Here is a 19,528-nt window from a genome sequence, read left to right on the forward strand (position 1 = left end):
CGACCGGCGGCCCTCGCCCGTGCTCGGCGGCCGAACGGGTGCGTCGCGGTGCCGCGGGGCTCCGCGCTGAGCGTCGAGGACACGGTGGAGGGCGGCGGTCGAGGCACTACGCTCGGCTGGTGAGCACCGTCCACGCGCGCGCGGCACCCGCCGGAGCGGCGCTGCCGCGCGGGCTGCTGATCGCGCGGGCGTGGGAGGCCCTGGGTGACGCGGTGGCCCCGCTGAGCAACCCCGAGGGGCGTCCGCTGGCCCGCACGGTGAAGCTGATCCTCGACCCGCTCGTGCTGCGCCCGGTGCAGAACCCCGGTTTCGCGGCCGGAGCGGTCGGGATCGAGCACGTGGACGCGTTGCGCGACCGGATCACGGCCGCCGGACCGGTGCTGGCGGCGACGGCCGCGTGGTTCCTGGTGCTGAAGAAGGAACGGCGGCGGGCGGGCATCACCGACGGCAACCCGCAGGACCTCTACTTCCAGCGCTGCTACGAGCTGGCCAGTGCTCACGGCGATCCGCGCGGGGAGCCCGCCGCGGTCGCCCGCCGGGCCGCCGCCGTCCTCGCGGAGGTCCACCGGCGCGAGGGTCCGACCCTGGCCGGGGTCCGCGACTTCGTGGCTGGCCACGGCGACGAGCTGACCCGGCTGCTCGACGCCGCCTGGGCCCACCCGCCCGTGCCGAGGCGGGCGCCGGGCCCCGCGCGCCCCGAGGCGTTCCTCGCCACCTGCGCGACCGCGCCCGACCGGGCACTGTTCGCGGCGCTGGTCGCGGACGCGGCGGGCAGCCGGAGCGCCGCGGACCTCGACCTGCCCGGTGGCGCGCGGGTCCGCGGCCTGACCGACCTCGACCGGCCGGTCCGCCCGGTGCCGGGGCACGGCGCGTCCAAGCAGAACCTGCCCAAGCCGTTCGACCGGTCCGTGGTGGAGCGGCTGTTCGCGGCGGTGACCGGTCCGCTGCGCGACGCGCTGGACGACGTGCCCGCGCTGGTGCGCCAGGAGGTCTCCCGGTCGGCGGGCCCGTGGCAGCTCGCCGACGAGACCGGCCGGGTCGTGCTGGCGCTGGGCTGGGAGGCGACCGCCGCCCTGGTCGGCGGCCCGCCGGGTCCGGTGGGCGGGGCCGCGGCGCGGCTGCGGCTGCGCTGGGACCGCGAGGCGTACGTGCACCGCGCCCTGCGGATGCCGTCGTCGATGCCCGACGGCGTGCGCGCCGACGTGGACGGCGTCCGCGAGGCCTACCAGCGGCGGCTCTGGGTGCGGGTGCACGGCCGCGAGCTGCGCCACGACACCGTGACGGCCGACGAGCTGTGGGACGTGCTCGACGGCGTGCTCCGCTCGGTGATCCTCGACCAGCGCGACCGGCTGCGGTCGGCGCTGCGCCGCCGGTCCGACGGGGGTGCGTCGTGAGGGTCGAGCGCACCGACACCGAGGTCCGCGTCGGCCCGTGGCCGCCGCACGCCGAGCGGACGGCGCTGCTGGAGGCGCGGGGCGCGGTGCTCGCGTGGGACGTGCTGGCCGACGACCCCGTGCCGAGCGCCCGGATCCACGACCTCGACCGGGCGGCCGACTGGCTGTGGGAGGTCTACGGGACCGCGGTCACGGACGGCGCCACCGAGGTGACGGTGGCCGCCGAGGGCGACTGGCGGGTCCGGGACGCGGCACGGGTCGTCGCGCACCTGCGCTGGGCCGAGGCGTGGTGGCCCGCCTCCCCGACGGCCGGTGTCCCGGCGCTGGACACCGCGCTGCTGCGGGCGGAACTGGCGGTGGCGACCGGCTCGGTCGAGCACCTGCTGGACGACGAGGACGCCGTGGAACGGGCGCTCGCGGCGGTCGGGCCGTTCACCGCCGACCCGGCGGTGGACGCCCTCGCCGCGAGGCTCGTCGCGCTGGCCGAGGACTACGGGGTCGTGCTCACCGAGGCCGCCGTGCCGAGCCGGTCGTCGTTCGCGCTGGCGGCGGGCGGCGGCGAGCGGGCCGACGGCGTGACCGTCCTCAGCGGAGCGGAGGTCGTCGACTGGGCGTTGGTGCCGCAGGGGGTCGTGGACGCCGCCGCCGACGCGCGGTGGTCCGTGGTCCGGCGGCGGGGCTCGACCTTCCTGGAGGTCGCGGTCTCCCCCGGTCCCCGGCGGGGCACCCGGCTGGCGGCGCGCTTCGGCCAGGTCGACGTGGCGCTGGACGACACCGACGGGCTCGGCCGCCTCACCGGCAGCGCGCCGGTCCCGCCGACCGTGCTCCTGCTGCCACCCGCCCAGCGCGTCCTCACCGTGTACGCGCCCGACTTCGCCTCCCCCGCCGCCGATCCCGACCCCGACGCGCGCACGCGGCGAGCCGCGATCGTCGCCTACGCGCGGTCCAGGGTGGGCTCGCCGACGGCCACGCTCACCGAACGACGGGCGGGCCGCCGGTGACGTGCCGGGCCCTGAACGACGAGGGCGTCCGACTGCTCCAGGAGGGCGACCTCGCGCGCGCCGAGACCGCGCTGCGCGCCGCCCACGACGCCGCGACCACCCCGGCCGAACGCGTGACCACGCTGCTGAACCTGGTGTTCGTCGTGGACCCCGAGCAGGCGCTCGGGCTGCTGACCGAGGCCGTCAACGTGGCCGACGACGACGCGCTGCGCGCCACCGCGTTCGCGTCCCGCGCGGAGACCCTGCTCCGGCTCGGCCGGTGGGACGAGGCCTGGGCGGACACCGAACGCGGGCTCGTCGACGCCCCGGACCGGGAGGCCGCGCTGCTGCGGACCGTGCGGGCCGGGCTGCTGGGCGTCGTGGGCAGGGTGGACGAGGCTCGGACCGAGGCGCTGGCGGCGGAGCGGCACCCGGAGTTCACCGAGAACGCCCGCGCGACCCTGGCGCACCTCGACCAGGCCCAGCCGTGGCAGGCGTGCGTCGCGCTGAACGTCCGCGGCACGGCGCTGGCGCGGGCCGGTGACGTGCGCGGGGCCGTGGCGGCGTTCGAGGCCGCCTACCGGGCCACCCTCCTGTCCGAGGACGCCGAGGCCGTGGTGAGCCGGGCCGCCGTCGCGGGCAACCTCGCGGGCCTGGTGGACGCGGTGCGGTGGAGCACCGAGGCGATCGAGCTGGCGCGCTCCGTGCCGGAGCAGGCCGGCTCGTCCGGGGTGCTGGTCAACGCCCTGCTGGTGCGCGCCCAGCACCTCGGGCACGCCTCCCGCGCCACCGAGGCGCTGGCCGACCTGGACGAGGCGTCCCGGTTCGCCGACACCGTGGAGCTGCGGGCCGTGCGCGCCAGGGTGCTGGCCACGAACGGCCGGTTCGGCGAGGCGTCCACCGAGGCGACGGCCGCGCTCGACCTCGCCCACGCGGGCGAGCCGCACCTCGCCGCGGGCCTGCACGTCACGCTCGCCGAGATCGCGGGCTCGACCGGCGACCTGGCGGGCAGCGCCGAGCACCACGCGCTGGCCCGCGACCTGGCCGCCGCGACGGGCGACCGGCCCACCGAGGCGGGCGCGCTGCTCAGCCTCGCGCGCCTGGCGTACCTGGGCTCTGACGGCGACCGGGCCGAAGCCCTCTACGCCGAGGCCTCCGACCTCCTGCACGACGACCCGCGCGGGCTCGCGGTGTGCCTGCACGGCCGGGCCGCCGTCGCGATCAGCCGCGGCGCACCCGCCGAGGCGCTGCCGCTGCTCGACGAGGTGAGCGACCGGCTCGGCGAGCAGGCCACCCCCGTGGAGCGGATCGCGCTGCACCAGGTCCGGGGCAGCGCGCGGGAGGCGCTGGGCGACCACGCCGGGGCCGACGAGGAGTACGCCTCCGCCACGGCCGTCAGCGAGGCGGCCGGGCTGCGGCACGTGGCCATCGGCATCGCCTGGTGGCGGGCGGACGCGATCCTGCGGTCCGCGACCGCCGCCGACGTCGACCTGTGCCGCCGGGCGCTGGACCTCGCCCTGCCCGCGGCGCTGGCCGCGGAGGCCGTGCGCCACCGCTTCGCGCACGGTCCGCTGCGCGAACGCTGGATCGCGCTGGCCGCCGCGCCCGCGACCCGCGCCGCGTTCGCCGCCATCGGCTCGCTCGGCGACGTGCGGCTCGCCGCCGCCTACGTCGACCACCTGACCGCGACGGTCTCGCTGCACACCGACGGGGCGCACGCGGTCGCCCGCGAGGACCTGGTGACGCTGCCCGCGCCGCCCGCCGAGGACCACCTGCCCTACGCCGCGTCGTTCCCGCGGGTCGCGAGCGCGGACCTCGCGGCGGACCTGGTGCTGCCGCCGCGGGTGCGGGTCGACCCGGCGACACCGTCCGAACTGGACCCGTGGATCGACCTGGCCCAGCGGCGCTACGGCCTGCCCGTGCGCTCGGCCGAGGCGGTGTCGTCGTGGTAGCGGTGCAGCTCAAGTTCGTGGACGCGGGCGACCTGTACGTGTCGTGGCGCTGGGAGCACGAGCCGGACCGGCCGCGCGCCTGGCGCTTCCCCCGCGACCTCGTGCGGGACGCGCTGGCCGACTGGGCGCGGGCCGTCCCGTCACCGCTGCCGGGTGAGCGCGCCGACCAGGCGCTGGTCCGGTCCCTCACCCACGGCCCGCTGCTGGACCTCGCGCGGGAGCGGGAGCTGTCGGGCAGGCTGGCGGGGGCGGTGTTCCCCGGTCAGCTCGGCGGGGAGCTGAACGCGCTGCTGGAGCAGGGGATCAGGCCGCACCTGCGGATCCAGCCGTCGCCGTCGACCGCGCTGGTGCCGTGGGAGTCGCTGCGGGTCGACGAGGGCGAGCGGACCGTGCACCACTCCGACGTCTCCGTGCTCACCCCGGCGACGGTCCGCAACGCCCACGGCCGCCGGGCGTCGCCGTTCAGTCCGCACGGGACGGTCGTGTCGGTCGTCGACCCGGTGGTGCCCGGTTTCACCGACACCTCGGCGCTGGGTTCCGTGCTGGGCCCGGACTCGCCGTTCGAGCGGTCCGACGTGGACCGCGACGACCTGGAGCGGGCGCTGTCCGACGCGTCCCGCTTCCTCTACGTCGGCCACGTCACCACCGGCGACCACGCCCTCGACTCGCGCCTGCACCTGTCGTGCGGCACCACCACGACCGGCCGCGCCGCGCCGATCGGCGCCCACCGCCCCCTCACCGCGGCCGACATCGCGCTGGGCCACCGCCCCGGTGCCCCGAACCCGTGGCGCGTCCCCAACCGCGTGGCCCTGATCGCCTGCGACAGCGGCGGCGACACCCGCTTCGCCGAACCCGCGGGCCTGGTCGCCGCCATGGTCCACGGCGGGGCCGAGTACACCACCGCCACCCGCTGGACCCTGCCCACCGACGCGGGCCTTCGCCACCTGGTCCCGCACTTCCCGACGACCCCGGTGCTGGTGCCGACCGTGCGGGCGATCGACCGGGCCCAGTCCTCACCGGACCCCGTCGCCGCCCAGTGCGCCTGGCAGCGCGCCCAGGCCGACGAGTGGGAGAGGACCGGCGACCCGGCGCTCTCCCCCGTCGTGTGGGCCGCGTTCGGCACGGCTTGGACACCGACGCCGCGCTGACCTACTCGTCCAGGTCGATCGCCGCCGGCTCTGGCCGTGCGGGCACCTCCAGCGGCAGCAGCACCGTGAACCGCGTGTCACCCGGCTCGGACTCGACGCGGATGTCGCCGTGGTGCTTCTTCACCACGATCCGCCACGAGATCTCCAGCCCGAGCCCGGTGCCCTCGCCGACGGCCTTGGTGGTGAAGAACGGCTCGAAGATCCGGCCCTTGACCTCCGGCGGGATGCCGGTGCCGGTGTCGCCGACCTCCACGGCCACCCGGTCGTCGACCCGGTGGGTGCGGACGGTGAGGGTGCCGGTGCCGTTCATGGCGCCCAGCGCGTTGTCGACGAGGTTCGTCCACACCTGGTTCAGCTCCCCGGCGAACGCGGGCAGCGGCGGGAGCGAGCGGTCGTAGTCCTTCACCACGCGGACACCCCCGGGGATCTTGCTGCCGAGCATGACGAGCGTCGAGTCCAGCAGCTCGTGCACGTCGACGACCTGGAACGGGGCGCGGTCGAGCTGGGAGTACTGCTTGGCCGCGCCGACGAGCGTGGACACCCTGGTGGTCGCGTCCTCGATCTCGTTCATCAGGGTCTCGGTCTCGACGGTGTAGGCGAGCCAGCGCACGGCCGCCTCGGTCGCCGACCTCGGGCACAGCTCCGCGGCCTCGTCCAGCCACTCCACGTCCAGGCCGCCCGCCACCAGCGTCGGCGCGAGGTCCCAGCCGCCGGTGATGCCGTGCTCGTCCAGCCAGTCGCCGACCTCGTCCTCGCGGTCGTTGGTCTCCAGCGGCCCCAGCTTGGGGGCCTTGGCGACGCGTTCGACGGCGTTCTCCTGGAGCTTCACCAGCGCGGGCAGCGTCTCCGGGTCGATCTTGCCGCTGGCGAGCATCGCCAGCTTGTGCCGCATCCCGGCGACCCGCTCGCGCAGCGCGGCCGTGGCCCTGACCGCCGCCGCGGCCGGGTTGTTCAGCTCGTGCGTGAGCCCCGCGGACAGCGAGCCGAGCGCGAGCAGCCGCTCGCGGTCGTTCACCAGGCGCTGGGTGTTCTGCATCCCGAGGAACAGGCCCTCCAGCAGGTGCATGGCCATCGGGAACCAGTCGCGGATCACGGGCCCGAACTCGTCGGCGTCCAACTGGAACATCCGGGTGTCGGTGATCGACTCCGCGGTCGTCCGGTAGGTCGGCGACGACTGCACCTCACCCCGCAGGTACGCCTGCGTGGCACCGAAGTACGCGCCGCGGTGGTCCGTGCGGTTCGTCTCCACGCGCTGACCGCCGACGGTGCGGCACAGCGCGATCGTGCCCTCGAGCAGCACGAAGAAGCACGTCGCGGGCTCACCCTCGCTGTGCACCGGGGTACCGGCGGTGCGGGTCTCCACGTGGCCGTGCTCCGCGAGCCACCCGAGCTGCTCGTCGGAGAGGTGCTCGAACAGGAACAGCTCCCGCAGGTCCTCCGGGGTCAGCTTCGCCACGACCGTCACGACCTCTCCAGGTACCGGTGCACCAGGGTCACGGCCATCGCGCCCTCCCCCACGGCCGACGCCACCCGCTTCACCGAGTCGGCCCGCACGTCACCCGCGACGAACACGCCGGGCACGCTGGTCTCCAGGTGGTACGGCGGCCGGTCCAGCTCCCACCCGTCCGGCGCGCGGCCGTCGGCGGTCAGGTCCGGTCCGGCGAGCAGGAAGCCGCGCTCGTCGCGCGACACCGTGCCCTCCAGCCAGTCCGTGCGCGGCGCGGCGCCGATGAAGGCGAACAGCCACGACGCCTCCACCGTGGACTTCTCACCGGTCGCGGTGTGCAGCAGCGTCAACGACTCCAGGTGGTCGTCGCCGGTGCCGCCGACGACCTCCGTGCAGGTGCGGACCTCGATGTTCGGCACGCCCGCGAGCTGGTCGATCAGGTAGCGCGACATCGACCGGTCCAGCGAGTCGCCGCGCACCACGAGCACGACGCGGCGCGCGTGGCGGGAGAAGTACATGGCCGCCTGGCCCGCGGAGTTCGCGCCGCCGACCAGGTAGACGTCCTGGCCCGCGCAGCTCGGCCCCTCCGTGGTGGCCGCGCCGTAGAACACGCCCCGCCCCGCCAGGTTCTCCAGGCCGGGAGCGCCGAGCATCCGGTAGGACACACCGGTCGCCAGGATCACCGTGTGCGCGGCGAGTTCGGTGCCGTCGTCGAACTTCACCACCCGTGCCGCTCCGCGCTGCTCCAGCGCCACGACGTCGCGGGTGGTCAGCATCTCCACGTCGAACTTCAACGCCTGCCTGCGCGCCCGCTCGGTGAGCTGCTCGCCGGACACGCCGTCGGGGAAGCCGAGGTAGTTCTCGATCCGGCTGCTCGTGCCCGCCTGCCCACCGGTCGCCACCCGCTCGACCAGCACGGTCCGCAGGCCCTCCGAGCCGCCGTACACCGCCGCGCCCAGCCCCGCCGGCCCACCGCCGACCACGATCAGGTCGTAGAAGTCCGACGACGGCCGCGTGCTCAACCCGACGCGCGCCGCCAGCTCACCGTCGCTCGGCCGCACCATCGGCTCCCCCTCCGGTGTCACGACCACCGGCAGGTCCGTGCCGTCCAGGCCCGCCGCGGCGAGCAGCCGAGCCGCCTCGCAGTCACCGTCGTCCAGCGAGTGCCAGCGGAACGGCACGGAGTTGCGCGCCAGGAAGTCGCGCACCTCGTAGGAGCGCGGCGACCAGCGGTGCCCGACCACCCTGACCTGCCGCGCGGGCTGCCGGTCGGTCACCGACCAGGCGTGCAGCAGCTCGTCCAGCACCGGGTAGAGCTTCTCCTCCGGCGGGTCCCACGGCTTGAGCAGGTAGTGGTCGAGGTCGACCACGTTGATGGCCTGGATCGCGGCCTCGGTGTCGGCGTACGCGGTCAGCAGCACGCGGCGGGCCTGCGGGAACAGGTCCATGGCCTCTTCGAGGAACTCGATGCCGCTCATCTGCGGCATCCGGTGGTCCGCGAGCAGCGCGGCCACCTCCTCGCCGCGCAGCTTGATCTCCCGCAGCGCTTCCAACGCCTGGGCGCCGGACTCCGCGCGCACGATCCGGTAGCTCTCGCCGTAGTGCCTGCGCAGGTCCCGAGCGACGGCCCTGGACACGCTGGGGTCGTCGTCCACCGTGAGGATCGAGGGTCGCGAGACCCTGGCGGTCTCGGCGGGCGGGGGTGTCGTCATGGCGACCAGTCAAGCAGCGCGAACGGCCGCCGTCACCTGCGCACCCCTCCGCCCTGGGCGTAGGTTCACCCCTGAAGACCACCGAGGCGAGGAGCACCCATGACCGCCGTCACCTGCCAGCACGTCGCCGAACTCGGCGAGGCGCCGGAGCCGAGCACGCCCGACGGGTGCGAGGACTGCCTCGCCTCGGGTGGCCGCTGGGTCCACCTGCGACTGTGCCTGTCGTGCGGCAAGGTCGGCTGCTGCGACTCCTCCCCGGCCAAGCACGCCAGCAGGCACGCGGCCGAGGAGGGCCACCCGGTCATCAGGTCGTTCGAACCCGGCGAGTCGTGGCGCTGGTGCTTCATCGACGAGACGGCGGTATGACCGGCTCGCACCGGTAGGGCCCCAGTTCCCGACCGGAGGCGCCGAGCACGACCACCACCCCGTCGAACGTGCTGCCCGCCCTCTGGACGCCGGGCAGCACCGTGCAGGCGATCTGCCCGCCCGCCCGCGCGTCGAGGTCGGGGACGCGGTCGTCCTCCCGGTCCACCACGACGGCGAACCGGCCCGCCTCCCGCTCCACGACCGGACCCGCCCGCCGGTAGCCCGCGGGCACCGCCGTCCCCACACCCGCGAGGAACTCGGCCTCCGTCGGCCCGGCGAACAGCAGGTCGAGGCGCTCGGCGGCGCCGAGGGAGTCCGGACCGGGGCGCAGCACCTCGAACGCGTCGCCGCCGAAGAGCAGGTGCAGCTGCACACCGGTCACGGGGCTCCTGGGCGGCAGGCCGTACAGGAACGGCTCCGTCGGCGTGATGCCGCACCCGGCGACCGCCGACACGACCAGCAGCACCGCGGCCAGACGACGCCTCACGACCGCCTCCTTGGCAACCGCACGGTGAACCGGGCCCCGCCGCCAGGGGCGTTCCCGGCCTCCAGCGAACCGCCGTGCAGCCTGACGTTCTCCCACGCTATGGCCAGCCCCAACCCGCTGCCCTCCGACCGCAGGCGGGCCGCGTCGGCCTTGTAGAACCGCTCGAACACGTGCGGCGACACCTCGTCGGCGAGACCGGACCCGGAATCGGTGACCTCCACCACGACCTCGTCGGGCGAGGAGCGCAGCACGACGGTCACCGGTTCCGCGCCGTGCCGCAGCGCGTTGCCGACCAGGTTCGCCAGCACCACGTCGACCCGGCGGCGGTCCAGTTCGGACGGCCCCACCGACGGCAGGTCCACCCGCACCACGTCCGTCCAGCCGCGCGCGGCCAGCGTCGCCACCACCAGCGCCCCCAGCTCGACCGGCTCCGGCCGCAGCCCGGCCACCCCCGCGTCGAACCGGGAGATCTCGATCAGGTCCTCCACCAGCGCCCCCAGCTTCCGCGTCTCGGTGCTCACCATCCCGGCCGCCGTCGCGGCGTCACCGGTCAACGCCTCGTCGTCCAGCGCCTCGGTCACGGCGGTCATCGCCGTCAACGGCGTGCGGAGTTCGTGCGACACGTCCGCCACGAACCGCCGCGACCGCTCGTCCACCCGCCGCAGCTCGGCCACCGTCCCCTCCAGCTCCGCCGTCATCGCGTTGAACGTGCGGACCAGGTCCGCCAGCTCGTCCGAACCACCCGCGGGCAGCCTGGTGTCCAGGTGCCCGTCCGCGACCCGCCGCGCCCCCGACCGCAGCGCCCGCACCGGCCGCAGCACACCCCGTGCCGCCAGCAGCGCCAGCACGGCCGCGGGCAGCAGCGAGAGCAGCACCAGCAGCGCCGCGGACCTCGGGAGGGCCGCGATGGCGTCCTGCTGCGCCCCGAGGTGCTGCCGCCGGTACAGCTCCACACCCGTCGAACCCCGCACGTCACCGTCCAGCGGCGCCCCGACCAGCGCGTACGGCTGACCGTTGACCTCCACCCGCTGCACCAGCGTCCTGCGCCGCTCCCGCACCTGGTCCCGCAGCTCCTTCGGCACGTCCGCGAAGCTGATCCCGTTGCCGCTCGCGTGGTCGTTCGCGAAGACCGCGACGGCCCTGTACCGCCAGGCCAGCTCGACGAGTTCGGCGTGCGTCGGCGAGTGGTCGAGCGGCACCTCCCGCTCCAGGTCCGCGCGGAACCGCTCCACCATCGTGTCCTGCGCCGCCGACAGCACCATGTCCCGCTCCCTCAGGTACGACGCCGCACCGACCGCCGCCCCGGTGGACACCGACACCAGCGTGAACGCGACCAGCAGCCGCGCCCGCAGACCGAGCCTCACAGCGGCCCGAACCGGTAGCCGAAACCGCGGACGGTCCGCACGAACACCGGCGTGGACGGCACGTCCTCCACCTTCAGCCGCAACCGCTGCACGCACGCGTCGACCAGCCGCGAGTCACCGAGGTAGTCGTGCTCCCACACCGACTTCAGCAGCTGCTCCCGCGTCAGGACCTGCCCCGGCGACCGCGACAGCTCCAGCAGCAGCCGCAGCTCGGTCGGCGTGAGCCCCACCGGCACGCCCGCCTTGTGCACGGTCAACGCCGCCCGGTCGATCACCAGGTCGCCGAACACGCTCGTGCTGCGGGTGCCCTCGCGCTCGCTGCGCCGCAGCACCGCCCGCAGCCGCGCGTCGAGCACCCTCGGCTCCACGGGTTTGACGACGTAGTCGTCCGCCCCCGCCTCCAACCCGCCGACGACGTCGAAGTCGTCACCCCGCGCGGTGAGCATGACCACGGGCACGTCCCCCATCGCCCGCACCCTCCGGCACACCTCGAACCCGTCCACCCCCGGCAGCATCAGGTCCAGCACGACGATGTCCGGCACCGCCTCCCGCACGAGCACCAAGCCCTCCTCACCGGTCGCCGCCGCCGACACCTGGTGCCCCTGGCGGCGCAGCGCGAACCCCAGGGCGTTCCGGACGGCCTGGTCGTCTTCGATCAACAGCACACGAGCCACGGCAGCGAGTATGGGGCGCGCGGAGCGCCGGACCCCCCGTCTCCCCGCGCTCTGTGGCGAAACCCTGACACGACCCCGACGAGATCGGGAAGCGCACCACCGACCGCTACCCGTCGTGACCTCCGGGTGGCCGCCGCACCGGTGGGGGGAGCTGCCCGTGATCCAGGCGGGCCGCCGCGCCCCGTCCCACGTCGCGCCCCCGGCCCTTGCGCGTTCCGTGATCCACTCGCGACAATCCCGCCTCGGACCCACCGGACCGACGACGCTGGAGGACCAGTGCGGACGACCCTGCGCGTGCTCGGAACCGCCCTCTCCTGCGTCGCACTGGTGGCCGGGGCCACCACCGCGCACGCGGACACCGGGTGGACCCCCACCACCATCACCTGGCACCCCTGCCCCGAGGTCCCGGCCGCCGAGTGCGGCACGCTCCGCGTCCCCGTCGACTGGAACGCCCCGCGCGGCGAGTCCTTCGACCTCGCCGTCTCCCGCCGCGCGGCGACCGACCCGGCCCGCCGCCTCGGCGTGCTGGTCGCCGACCCCGGAGGACCCGGCGGCTCCGGCGCCGCGTTCGCCCAGTCCGGCTCGCTCTTCAGCCCCGAGGTGCGGGCGCGGTTCGACGTCGTCGGGTTCGACCAGCGCGGGACCGGCGGCAGCGCGTTCGTCCGCTGCTCCGAGGACCTGCTCGGCCGCGGCCCGTCCACCGACCCCGTCGACCAGGCCGCCTTCGACGCGCTGGTCGCCCACAACCGGACGCTGATCGCCGACTGCCGCGCGCGCAGCGGCCCGGTGTTCGACCACGCCGACGCGGGCCAGTCCGCCCGCGACCTCGACGCCCTCCGCCGCGCGCTGGGCGAACGGAGGATCAACTACTTCGGCATCTCCTACGGCACCGTGCTCGGCCAGGCCTACGCGGAGCGGTTCGGCGGCCACCTCCGGTCGATGGTGCTCGACAGCGTGGTCGACCACAGCGCCGACACCCGCCGGTTCGTCATCGACCGGGCGGCCTCGGTGGAGGCCGCGTTCGGCGAGTTCGCGGCGTGGTGCGACCGCACGCCCACCTGCGCGCTGCACGGCCGCGACGTCCGCGCGGTGTGGGAGGACGCGCTGGACGGCGCCGACGCCATCGGCTGGGGCAGGGCCGGGTTCATCAGCACCATCCACACCATGCTCTACGACCCCGCCTGGGCCGAGATCGCCCGGTACGTGTCGGACCTCGCGGAGGAGGAACCACCCCTGTCCGCGCGGTTCGAGTACAACTACCCCGCCGTCCGGCTCGCGACCGTGTGCCAGGACTTCTCCCTGCGCGTCCGCGACCACGCCGACTACGCCCGGCTGCGCGCCGAGGAGCTGCGCCGCGGCCCGACCCTGCGCGGCAGCGACCTCGGCCACGACGAGACCACGTCGTGCGCGGGGATCACCGGCCCCGCGGCCAACCCGCCGCACCGGCTCACCATCCACACCGGACCCGAGATCCTCGTGGTGAACTCCCGCCACGACCCGGCCACGCCGTACGCCTGGGCGCTCAGCGTCCACCGGCAGGCCCGCGCGCACACCGCGCTGCTGACCTACGACGGCTGGGGCCACGTCGCCTACGACCGCGGCGAGTGCACCCGCTCCACCGTCGACGCCTACCTGCTCGCCCTGCGCACCCCCGCCGAGGGGGCCTCGTGCCCCGCGGTCGAGCCGGCCCCGTGATCAGAGCGAGGGCAGCACGGCGGACAGGACGATCAGCACCGCGATCACGCCGTTGACCACCCAGTGCTCCACGAGGATCGCGACGAACTCGCGCAGCGTCGCGGTCGGCCAGAAGTACCAGGCCGTCGGAGCGCCGATGACCTGGCCGTTCAGCTTCGCCTTGCGCGCCAGCAGCGCGGCCCGCAGCACGTGGAAGTTGTTGGTGACGACCAGGCAGCGGTAGTCCGGCCGCTGCTCGGTCATGATCGCCTTGCTGAACACCAGGTTCTCCCACGTCGTGGTCGACCGGTCCTCCAGCAGCACCCGGTCCCGCGACACGCCCCTGGACACGAGGTAGTCGGCCATCGCGACCGCCTCCGGCACGTCCTCGCCCGGCCCCTGGCCACCCGAGGTGATCATCGCGGGCTCCACGCCCTTCGCGACCGCCGCGTCGAACGCCGTGCGCCCGCGCTCCAGCCTGCTCGCGAGCAGCGGCGGGACCTTCTCGCCGATCAGCCCGGCGCCCAGCACCACGATGAAGTCGACACCCCGCTTCGGGCGGATCCGGCCGTAGACGAACGAGTACAGCAGGAAGCACGCGAACAGGAAGCCCACGTAGGCCAGCAGACCCGTCATCACGTCACCCGCGACGCCCAGCGGCGGCCAGTCCACGTGCTGCCGCACGGCCTGGAAGAGCACGAACGCGATGATCCCCAGGCCCGCCGCGAGCGACAGCAGGTTCACCGGCCGCAGGCCTTCGCGGCGGACCATCGTGACGCCGTTCGCGACGAGGAACACCGCGAGCCCGACGATGAGCAGCGGGACCAGCACGACGACACCGACGACCACCACGGTGGCGGCCGTCTCGGAGACCGACGCGAGCGTCAGCAGCAGGCCCAGGCCCAGGAACGCGAGCGTGAGGAAGAGGTACACGCCGTTGCGCAGCCTCCTCCGGTCCCGGACGAAGCTGACCAGGAAGAACAGGAACCACAGCAGCGCGATCCCGTAGCTGTAGACGCTGACCGTGGTCATGGGCCGGGCCACCTCCGAGTCGAGGTGATCATTAGACCAGACGGGGGACGGCGTACCCGGCGGAACGTCCGTCCGCGGCGGTCCGGGGCGTGATCGGGCCCTTCCGCCGGTGCCGCCGTGACCGTGCGTCGTCCCGAACGATCTTGTTTCGGTCTACACTGAAGTCATTGAGGAGGCTGAGGCACCGGGCGGCGGGCGGGCTTCGCCGTCAGGTCGTGAGAGCGTCGTTCATGGTGCCGAACACCGCCAGCTCCCGGTCGATCCGCGAGACGTGGAGCACCGCCAGCACCGCCGGGGTGTTGACCACCAGGCGCAGGACGTTGCCCCGCGCCTTGGCGTGCAGGTGGGCGTCCAGCACGACGGTGAGGCCGGTGGAGCCCAGGAAGCGCAGGCCGAGGCAGTCCACCACCACCAGGGTGTACCGGGAGCAGAGCGCCCTGAGCTCGCGGCCGAGCCGGTGGGCGCTGGCCGAGTCGGACTCGCCCTCCACCGCGACGATCGCGCTGCGGCTGCCCCGGCACACGCGGATGGTCAGCGCCTGCCCGTGGGTGACCAGCACGCCGGGTGGGTGTGGTTCGGACACTGTGCACCCCAAGCAATCCCCGTTTGAGCGGGAGAGGACCCTATCGGGCACCCGGTGGCCCCACAACGCCGCGCCGCCACGTTCACCCGGCTCGCTTAGCCCGTTAGCGCGAGCGCGGTCCCGCACCGTCCGAAGTGGACGTATCAGGTCCCGCGGGGCGCCAGTGCGCGGTCCATGGTCCCCGCCAGCACCGCGGCGCCCCGGTCCGGCCCGGCCGCCCGCACCTCGTCGCGCAGCGTCCGCAGCCGGGGCGTGGCGCCCACGGCCAGCAGGCCGCGCAGCGCGGTCTCCACCAGGGGCGCGGTGAGGGTGTTCGGGTCGAGGACCACTCCCGCGCCCGAGCGCTCGGCGTCGTGGGCCACGCAGAACTGGTCGCTGGAGAACGGGAGCACCAGCGCGGGCACACCCGCCTCCAGGGCCTCCGTGAAGGTGTTGTTGCCGCCGTGGTGCACGATCGCGGCCACGTGCGGCAGCAGTGCCCGCTGCGGCACCTCGGCCTCCAGCAGCACGCGGGGGTGGGCCGCGAGGTCGGCCAGCGCCTCGACGCGCGCGCCCGCGGCGACCACCACCAGCACGTCCGGGACGGCCAGCGCGCCCGTGACGGCGGTCCGCAGGACGTCGTCGCGGGCGGACAGGAACGTGCCCAGCGCGACCAGCACGACGCGGCGGTCGCGGACGCGGGCGAGCCGGTCGTCGTCCAGCCGGTCGGGTTCGGTGCAGTGGCCGAGGAACACCAGCTCGGGCTCCCGCGGCAGCGGCGGCAGCCACGGGAACCTCGGGTAGTTGAGGACGGCCGCGTGCGGGGACGTCAGCGCGAACGCCCGGCGCGGCGCGGGCCGGTCCGGGGCGTGCCGCGCGACGAAGTCCGCGAACAGCTCGGTGAACCGGAGGTCGGTGAGCCTGGTCGCCTCGCGCAGCTCGGCGAGGTCGCCCGGCGCGACGGCCGACGGCCAGAGCTGGGGCAGGCCGAAGAACTGGTCGTCGCGGGTCACCAGGTAGGTGGGGTGGCCGGGGCAGAAGGACGCGAACGGCAGCCCCAGGGTGTGCAGCGCGAGGGTCACCGCGTAGTTGAGCTGGTCGACCAGGTACCAGTCGGGGCGCAGGCGCTCGTGCAGCGCGGCGAGGTCGGCCAGCACCTCCTCCGGCGCGGCCAGCACGTCCGCACGGCGGTGGGTCGTCTGCGCCAGCAGCGCGGGCACCGCGCCGCGCCTGGTCGCGTCGAGGAACTCGGCGAGCCTGCGGGCGGACTCGGCGTCCTGCACGGTGTTCTGCGCCACTCCCGTGTTGGCGTTGCGGGTCGTGCGCAGCGGCGTGAAGTCCAGTCCCCCGGCCAGGTCCACGAACTCCGGTGTGGACGCGAATACCACGTCCACACCGGACCCGCACAACGAACGGGCGAGAACCGACAGCGGTTGCGCGTGCGAGCGGAACGGGGGGCTGATCACGACGACACGGGACACTGCTCGCCTCACTCTCGTTGGGAACACCGGGTTCTGTTCGATCCGGAAGGCCGCCCGGTTCGAACGTAGTGCGTGCGACCACACCCGGATCTCTTGCGAGCACTGGAAAACCGTCGGCACCGCCTGGGCCTCCCGCCCTCCCCACCGGCGGTGGAAGAGGCCGTCGAGGCCCTCGTTCGAGCGCCCTCACCTGCGGCGTTCTCGCTGTTGTGCGATCTGTTCCCGGACGTGCTAGCCGACGGCGGCGCGGAGCGGCTGTCCGCACTGCTGCGGAGGACTCTGCTCGACCGGCCGGGCGAGCCGGTCACCGGGTGGCTGCTCGACCTCGCCGCCCTGCACGGCCTGGCCCCCCTGCGCGCGGACGAGGTGCGGGCGGTGGGCGACGGCGCTCCGCTGTGGCGCTACCTGCACGGGATCGGGCTGCCCCCGCGCGGCGAGCCGAGGTCGCCGTACGAGAAGCTGCTCCTGGACCTGCTCGGCGGCGGCGGGTCCGCGCCGCGCGCCGAGCCGGTGGACGGGCCGGCGGTGGTGCAGTCGATGCTGATCGGCGGCACCGGACGGCCCGGCGAGGGCGCCAGCGGCGGGCTCGGGGTGTTCCTGCGGTCGCTGGGCGACGCGCTGGCCGACCGCGCCGACGTCGGCCGGGTCGTGACCGTCGTGCTCGCGGCGAACCCCACGGCGCTCGTCGTGGAGCGGGCGGCCGACCGGGAGCACTGGACCGTGCACGTCCCGGTCGACTCCCCCGTCGCGCTCGACCAGCGGGAGATGGGCGGGCACCGGGCGGCCATCACCTGGTGGCTCCGCGAGCTGCTGTCCCGCCACGGGCTCGTGCCGGACGTCGTGCACGTCCGCTACTCCGACGACGGCTCGCTCGCGGTGGCCGACGCGGCCCGCCTGCTGGGCGCGCGCGTGGTGTTCACGCTCACCCCGGACCCGCACCGCCACCTGGCCGCGCGGTACCCGGAGGAGGGGTCGGACGTCGACGCGCTGCGGTTCGACCTGCACCGCGTGCGCGTCGCGGACCGGCTGGTCGGGCGCGCCGACACCCTGGTCGCCATCGGCGGTCGGGGCGACGAGCTGCTGGAGCACTTCCCCCAGCTGGAGCACCGCCACGCGGTCGCCATCGAGGAGGGCATCGCCCCGCTGGCCGGGACGGCCCGGCCCGCGCTGGTGCGCGAGCTGTTCGAGCCGTCCAGGGTGTTCCCCCGGCTGGACGACTCGGCGCGGGGCCTGCCGGTGCTGCTCAACGTCGGCCGCCTGCACCCGGTCAAGCAGCAGGCGGTCCTGGTGCGGGCGTGGCTGGAGGCGGGCCTGCACCGGTCGACGGCGCTGGTGCTGATCGGCGGCTCGGTCACCGACCGCACGCCGGACGAGCAGGCCGTGCTGGACGAGGTGCTGGCGCTCGCCGCGTCGGTGCCGGGGTCGCGGGGGCGGTTGGCCGTGCTGCCCGCGTGGCCCAACACGAAGGTGCGGGAGCTGGAGCACACGCTGGTCCAGGCCGTACTGGCCCCGTCGCCGCACGTCTACGCGTGCGCGAGCGCGAAGGAGGAGTTCGGGATCGCCGTCCTGGAGGCCATGGAGGCCGGGATGCTGGTGGTCGGCCCGCGCACCGGCGGCCTCCCCCACTACGTGGACCACGGGCGCAACGGGTTCCTCGCCGACACGTCCACCGCCGAGGGGCTGGGCGACGCGCTGCGGGAGGTCGTGGCGCTGGGCGACGCGACCCGCGCGGTCGCCGACGCGGGCCGGGAGACGGTGCGCGAGCGCTTCCCGATCGCCCGCGTCGCGGGGGCCTTCGCCCGCGTCTACCTCGACCTCGCCTGACCGAGCCCGGCGGTCCCGAACACCCCGCGGACCGCGGGGTGGCACCACTTTTGCGGACGGGGGGTCGCGTTCGACACCGAAGTGCCGAGGTGCGCACGAACGCCGGGGGTGTTTCGGTAACATCGCCGAACGTGACCACGCCGACCCAGACATTCGAGTTCCAGTCCGAGGCGCGCCAGCTCCTCCAACTGATGATCCACTCGATCTACTCGAACAAGGACGTCTTCCTGCGGGAACTGGTGTCCAACGCGTCCGACGCGCTGGACAAGTTGCGCCTGGAGTCGTTCCGCGACAAGGACCTGGACGCCGACACCGACGACCTGCACGTGGAGATCGCGGTCGACGCCGAGCAGCGCACGCTCTCCGTGCGCGACAACGGCATCGGAATGACCCGCGACGAGGTCATCGGCCTGATCGGCACCATCGCGAAGTCCGGCACCGCGGAGTTCCTGAAGAAGGTCAAGGAGTCCAAGGACGCCGCGGGGTCGCAGGACCTGATCGGCCAGTTCGGCGTCGGCTTCTACGCGAGCTTCATGGTCGCGGACAAGGTCACCCTGGTGACGCGCCGCGCGGGCACGTCCGAGGGCGTCCGGTGGGAGTCCGAGGGCGAGGGCACGTACACGATCGAGCCCGTCGAGGACGCGCCGCAGGGCACGACCGTGACGCTGCACCTGAAGCCCGAGGACACCGAGGACCACCTGTTCGACTACACGTCGACGCGCAAGGTCCGCGAGATCGTCAAGCGGTACTCCGACTTCATCACGTGGCCGGTCAAGATGGCCGCCGAGAAGGCGGAGGAGGGCGCCGAACCCGCCCTGGAGACCGTGAACTCGATGAAGGCGCTGTGGGCCCGCTCCAGCAGCGAGGTCGAGCAGTCCGAGTACAACGAGTTCTACAAGCACATCAGCCACGACTGGAACGACCCGCTGGAGACCTTCCGCATCCAGGCGGAGGGCACGTTCGAGTACCAGGCGCTGCTGTTCATCCCCGCGCAGGCGCCGCTCGACCTGTTCATGCGCGAGCGCAAGCGCGGCGTGCAGCTCTACGTCAAGCGCGTGTTCATCATGGACGACTGCGAAGCGCTGATGCCGGAGTACCTGCGGTTCGTGAAGGGGGTCGTCGACGCGCAGGACCTGTCGCTGAACGTGTCGCGTGAGATCCTCCAGCAGGACCGCCAGATCGAGCGCATCCGCCGCAGGCTGGTGAAGAAGGTCCTGCAGACGATCAAGGGCCTGCCGGAGGAGAAGTACACGACCTTCTGGGGCGAGTTCGGCAAGGCCGTCAAGGAAGGCCTGCTGGACGACGCCGAGAACCGCGAGGCGATCCTGGAGATCTGCTCGTTCGACTCCACCCACTCGGCCGACGAGCAGACGCGGCTCGCCGGGTACGTCGAGCGGATGAAGGACGGCCAGGAGGACATCTACTACCTCA

16 protein-coding genes are annotated in these 19,528 nt (G+C 74.4%); 8 read left to right on the forward strand and 8 right to left on the reverse strand.

Annotated elements, in window-relative coordinates; all coding sequences use genetic code 11:
* The first annotated feature begins 119 nt into the window (after positions 1-119).
* The 4 genes from AC156L_RS19510 to AC156L_RS19525 are packed head-to-tail and all read left to right on the forward strand — an operon-like array spanning position 120 to position 5,474.
* Positions 120-1,394 carry a hypothetical protein gene (locus AC156L_RS19510; RefSeq protein ID WP_330883102.1) on the forward strand — a complete coding sequence of 425 codons (1,275 nt, stop codon included), beginning with the start codon at positions 120-122 and terminating at the stop codon, positions 1,392-1,394.
* Complete coding sequence (locus AC156L_RS19515; RefSeq protein ID WP_330883100.1) at positions 1,391-2,395, forward strand: hypothetical protein; 1,005 nt, start codon at positions 1,391-1,393, stop codon at positions 2,393-2,395. Before AC156L_RS19510 ends, AC156L_RS19515 begins: the two co-directional genes overlap by 4 nt.
* Positions 2,392-4,326, forward strand: a complete 1,935-nt coding sequence (locus AC156L_RS19520) for a hypothetical protein (RefSeq protein WP_330883098.1) — start codon at positions 2,392-2,394, stop codon at positions 4,324-4,326. The genes AC156L_RS19515 and AC156L_RS19520 overlap by 4 nt, the downstream gene beginning before the upstream one ends.
* Positions 4,320-5,474, forward strand: a complete 1,155-nt coding sequence (locus AC156L_RS19525; protein ID WP_330883096.1) for a CHAT domain-containing protein — start codon at positions 4,320-4,322, stop codon at positions 5,472-5,474. Before AC156L_RS19520 ends, AC156L_RS19525 begins: the two co-directional genes overlap by 7 nt.
* A 1-nt stretch (position 5,475) precedes the next feature.
* Here the strand turns inward: AC156L_RS19525 and AC156L_RS19530 are convergent, their stop codons facing one another.
* Both AC156L_RS19530 and AC156L_RS19535 read right to left on the reverse strand, forming a co-directional pair.
* Positions 5,476-6,930, reverse strand: coding sequence for an ATP-binding protein (locus tag AC156L_RS19530; RefSeq protein ID WP_330883255.1), 1,455 nt, complete (start codon positions 6,928-6,930; stop codon positions 5,476-5,478).
* A 5-nt stretch (positions 6,931-6,935) separates the two neighbouring features.
* Positions 6,936-8,633, reverse strand: coding sequence for an NAD(P)/FAD-dependent oxidoreductase (locus AC156L_RS19535; RefSeq protein WP_330883094.1), 1,698 nt, complete (start codon positions 8,631-8,633; stop codon positions 6,936-6,938).
* 99 nt (positions 8,634-8,732) lie between these two features.
* Here AC156L_RS19535 and AC156L_RS19540 point away from each other — a divergent pair, with 99 nt between their 5' ends.
* Positions 8,733-8,999, forward strand: a complete 267-nt coding sequence (locus tag AC156L_RS19540) for a UBP-type zinc finger domain-containing protein (protein ID WP_330883092.1) — start codon at positions 8,733-8,735, stop codon at positions 8,997-8,999.
* On the opposite strand, the gene AC156L_RS19545 is transcribed toward AC156L_RS19540, so the two are convergent.
* From AC156L_RS19545 to AC156L_RS19555, 3 genes are read right to left on the reverse strand one after another with little or no spacing between them, the layout of a single operon-like run.
* Entirely contained in the window at positions 8,977-9,486 is a 510-nt protein-coding gene (locus tag AC156L_RS19545) for a hypothetical protein (RefSeq protein ID WP_330883090.1), read from the reverse strand. The genes AC156L_RS19540 and AC156L_RS19545 overlap by 23 nt on opposite strands.
* A complete protein-coding gene (locus tag AC156L_RS19550; protein WP_484407134.1) occupies positions 9,483-10,850 on the reverse strand; it encodes an ATP-binding protein in 1,368 nt (455 codons plus the stop codon). The genes AC156L_RS19545 and AC156L_RS19550 overlap by 4 nt, the downstream gene beginning before the upstream one ends.
* Positions 10,847-11,524, reverse strand: a complete 678-nt coding sequence (locus AC156L_RS19555) for a response regulator transcription factor (protein ID WP_330883086.1) — start codon at positions 11,522-11,524, stop codon at positions 10,847-10,849. The genes AC156L_RS19550 and AC156L_RS19555 overlap by 4 nt, the downstream gene beginning before the upstream one ends.
* A gap of 276 nt (positions 11,525-11,800) precedes the next feature.
* Between AC156L_RS19555 and AC156L_RS19560 the strand changes: the two genes are divergently transcribed.
* Positions 11,801-13,219 carry an alpha/beta hydrolase gene (locus AC156L_RS19560; protein ID WP_330883084.1) on the forward strand — a complete coding sequence of 473 codons (1,419 nt, stop codon included), beginning with the start codon at positions 11,801-11,803 and terminating at the stop codon, positions 13,217-13,219.
* Here AC156L_RS19560 and AC156L_RS19565 read toward each other — a convergent pair whose 3' ends face one another.
* The 3 genes from AC156L_RS19565 to AC156L_RS19575 all read right to left on the reverse strand — a co-directional run bounded on the left by AC156L_RS19565 (position 13,220) and on the right by AC156L_RS19575 (position 16,180).
* Positions 13,220-14,230 carry a YdcF family protein gene (locus AC156L_RS19565; RefSeq protein WP_330883082.1) on the reverse strand — a complete coding sequence of 337 codons (1,011 nt, stop codon included), beginning with the start codon at positions 14,228-14,230 and terminating at the stop codon, positions 13,220-13,222.
* Between the two features lie 208 nt (positions 14,231-14,438).
* Positions 14,439-14,813 carry an STAS domain-containing protein gene (locus tag AC156L_RS19570; RefSeq protein ID WP_330883080.1) on the reverse strand — a complete coding sequence of 125 codons (375 nt, stop codon included), beginning with the start codon at positions 14,811-14,813 and terminating at the stop codon, positions 14,439-14,441.
* 143 nt (positions 14,814-14,956) lie between these two features.
* Complete coding sequence (locus AC156L_RS19575) at positions 14,957-16,180, reverse strand: glycosyltransferase (RefSeq protein WP_330883078.1); 1,224 nt, start codon at positions 16,178-16,180, stop codon at positions 14,957-14,959.
* A 321-nt stretch (positions 16,181-16,501) separates the two neighbouring features.
* On the opposite strand from AC156L_RS19575, the gene AC156L_RS19580 reads away from it, so the two are divergent.
* The gene (locus AC156L_RS19580) at positions 16,502-18,097 is read left to right on the forward strand and encodes a glycosyltransferase family 4 protein (protein ID WP_330883076.1); all 1,596 of its coding nucleotides are present in this window, start codon (positions 16,502-16,504) and stop codon (positions 18,095-18,097) included.
* 131 nt (positions 18,098-18,228) lie between these two features.
* Positions 18,229-19,528, forward strand: a 1,300-nt coding sequence (gene htpG, locus AC156L_RS19585) for a molecular chaperone HtpG (RefSeq protein WP_484407136.1), incomplete at its 3' end; no start/stop codon positions are given.

The organism is Umezawaea sp., from assembly GCF_057122925.1.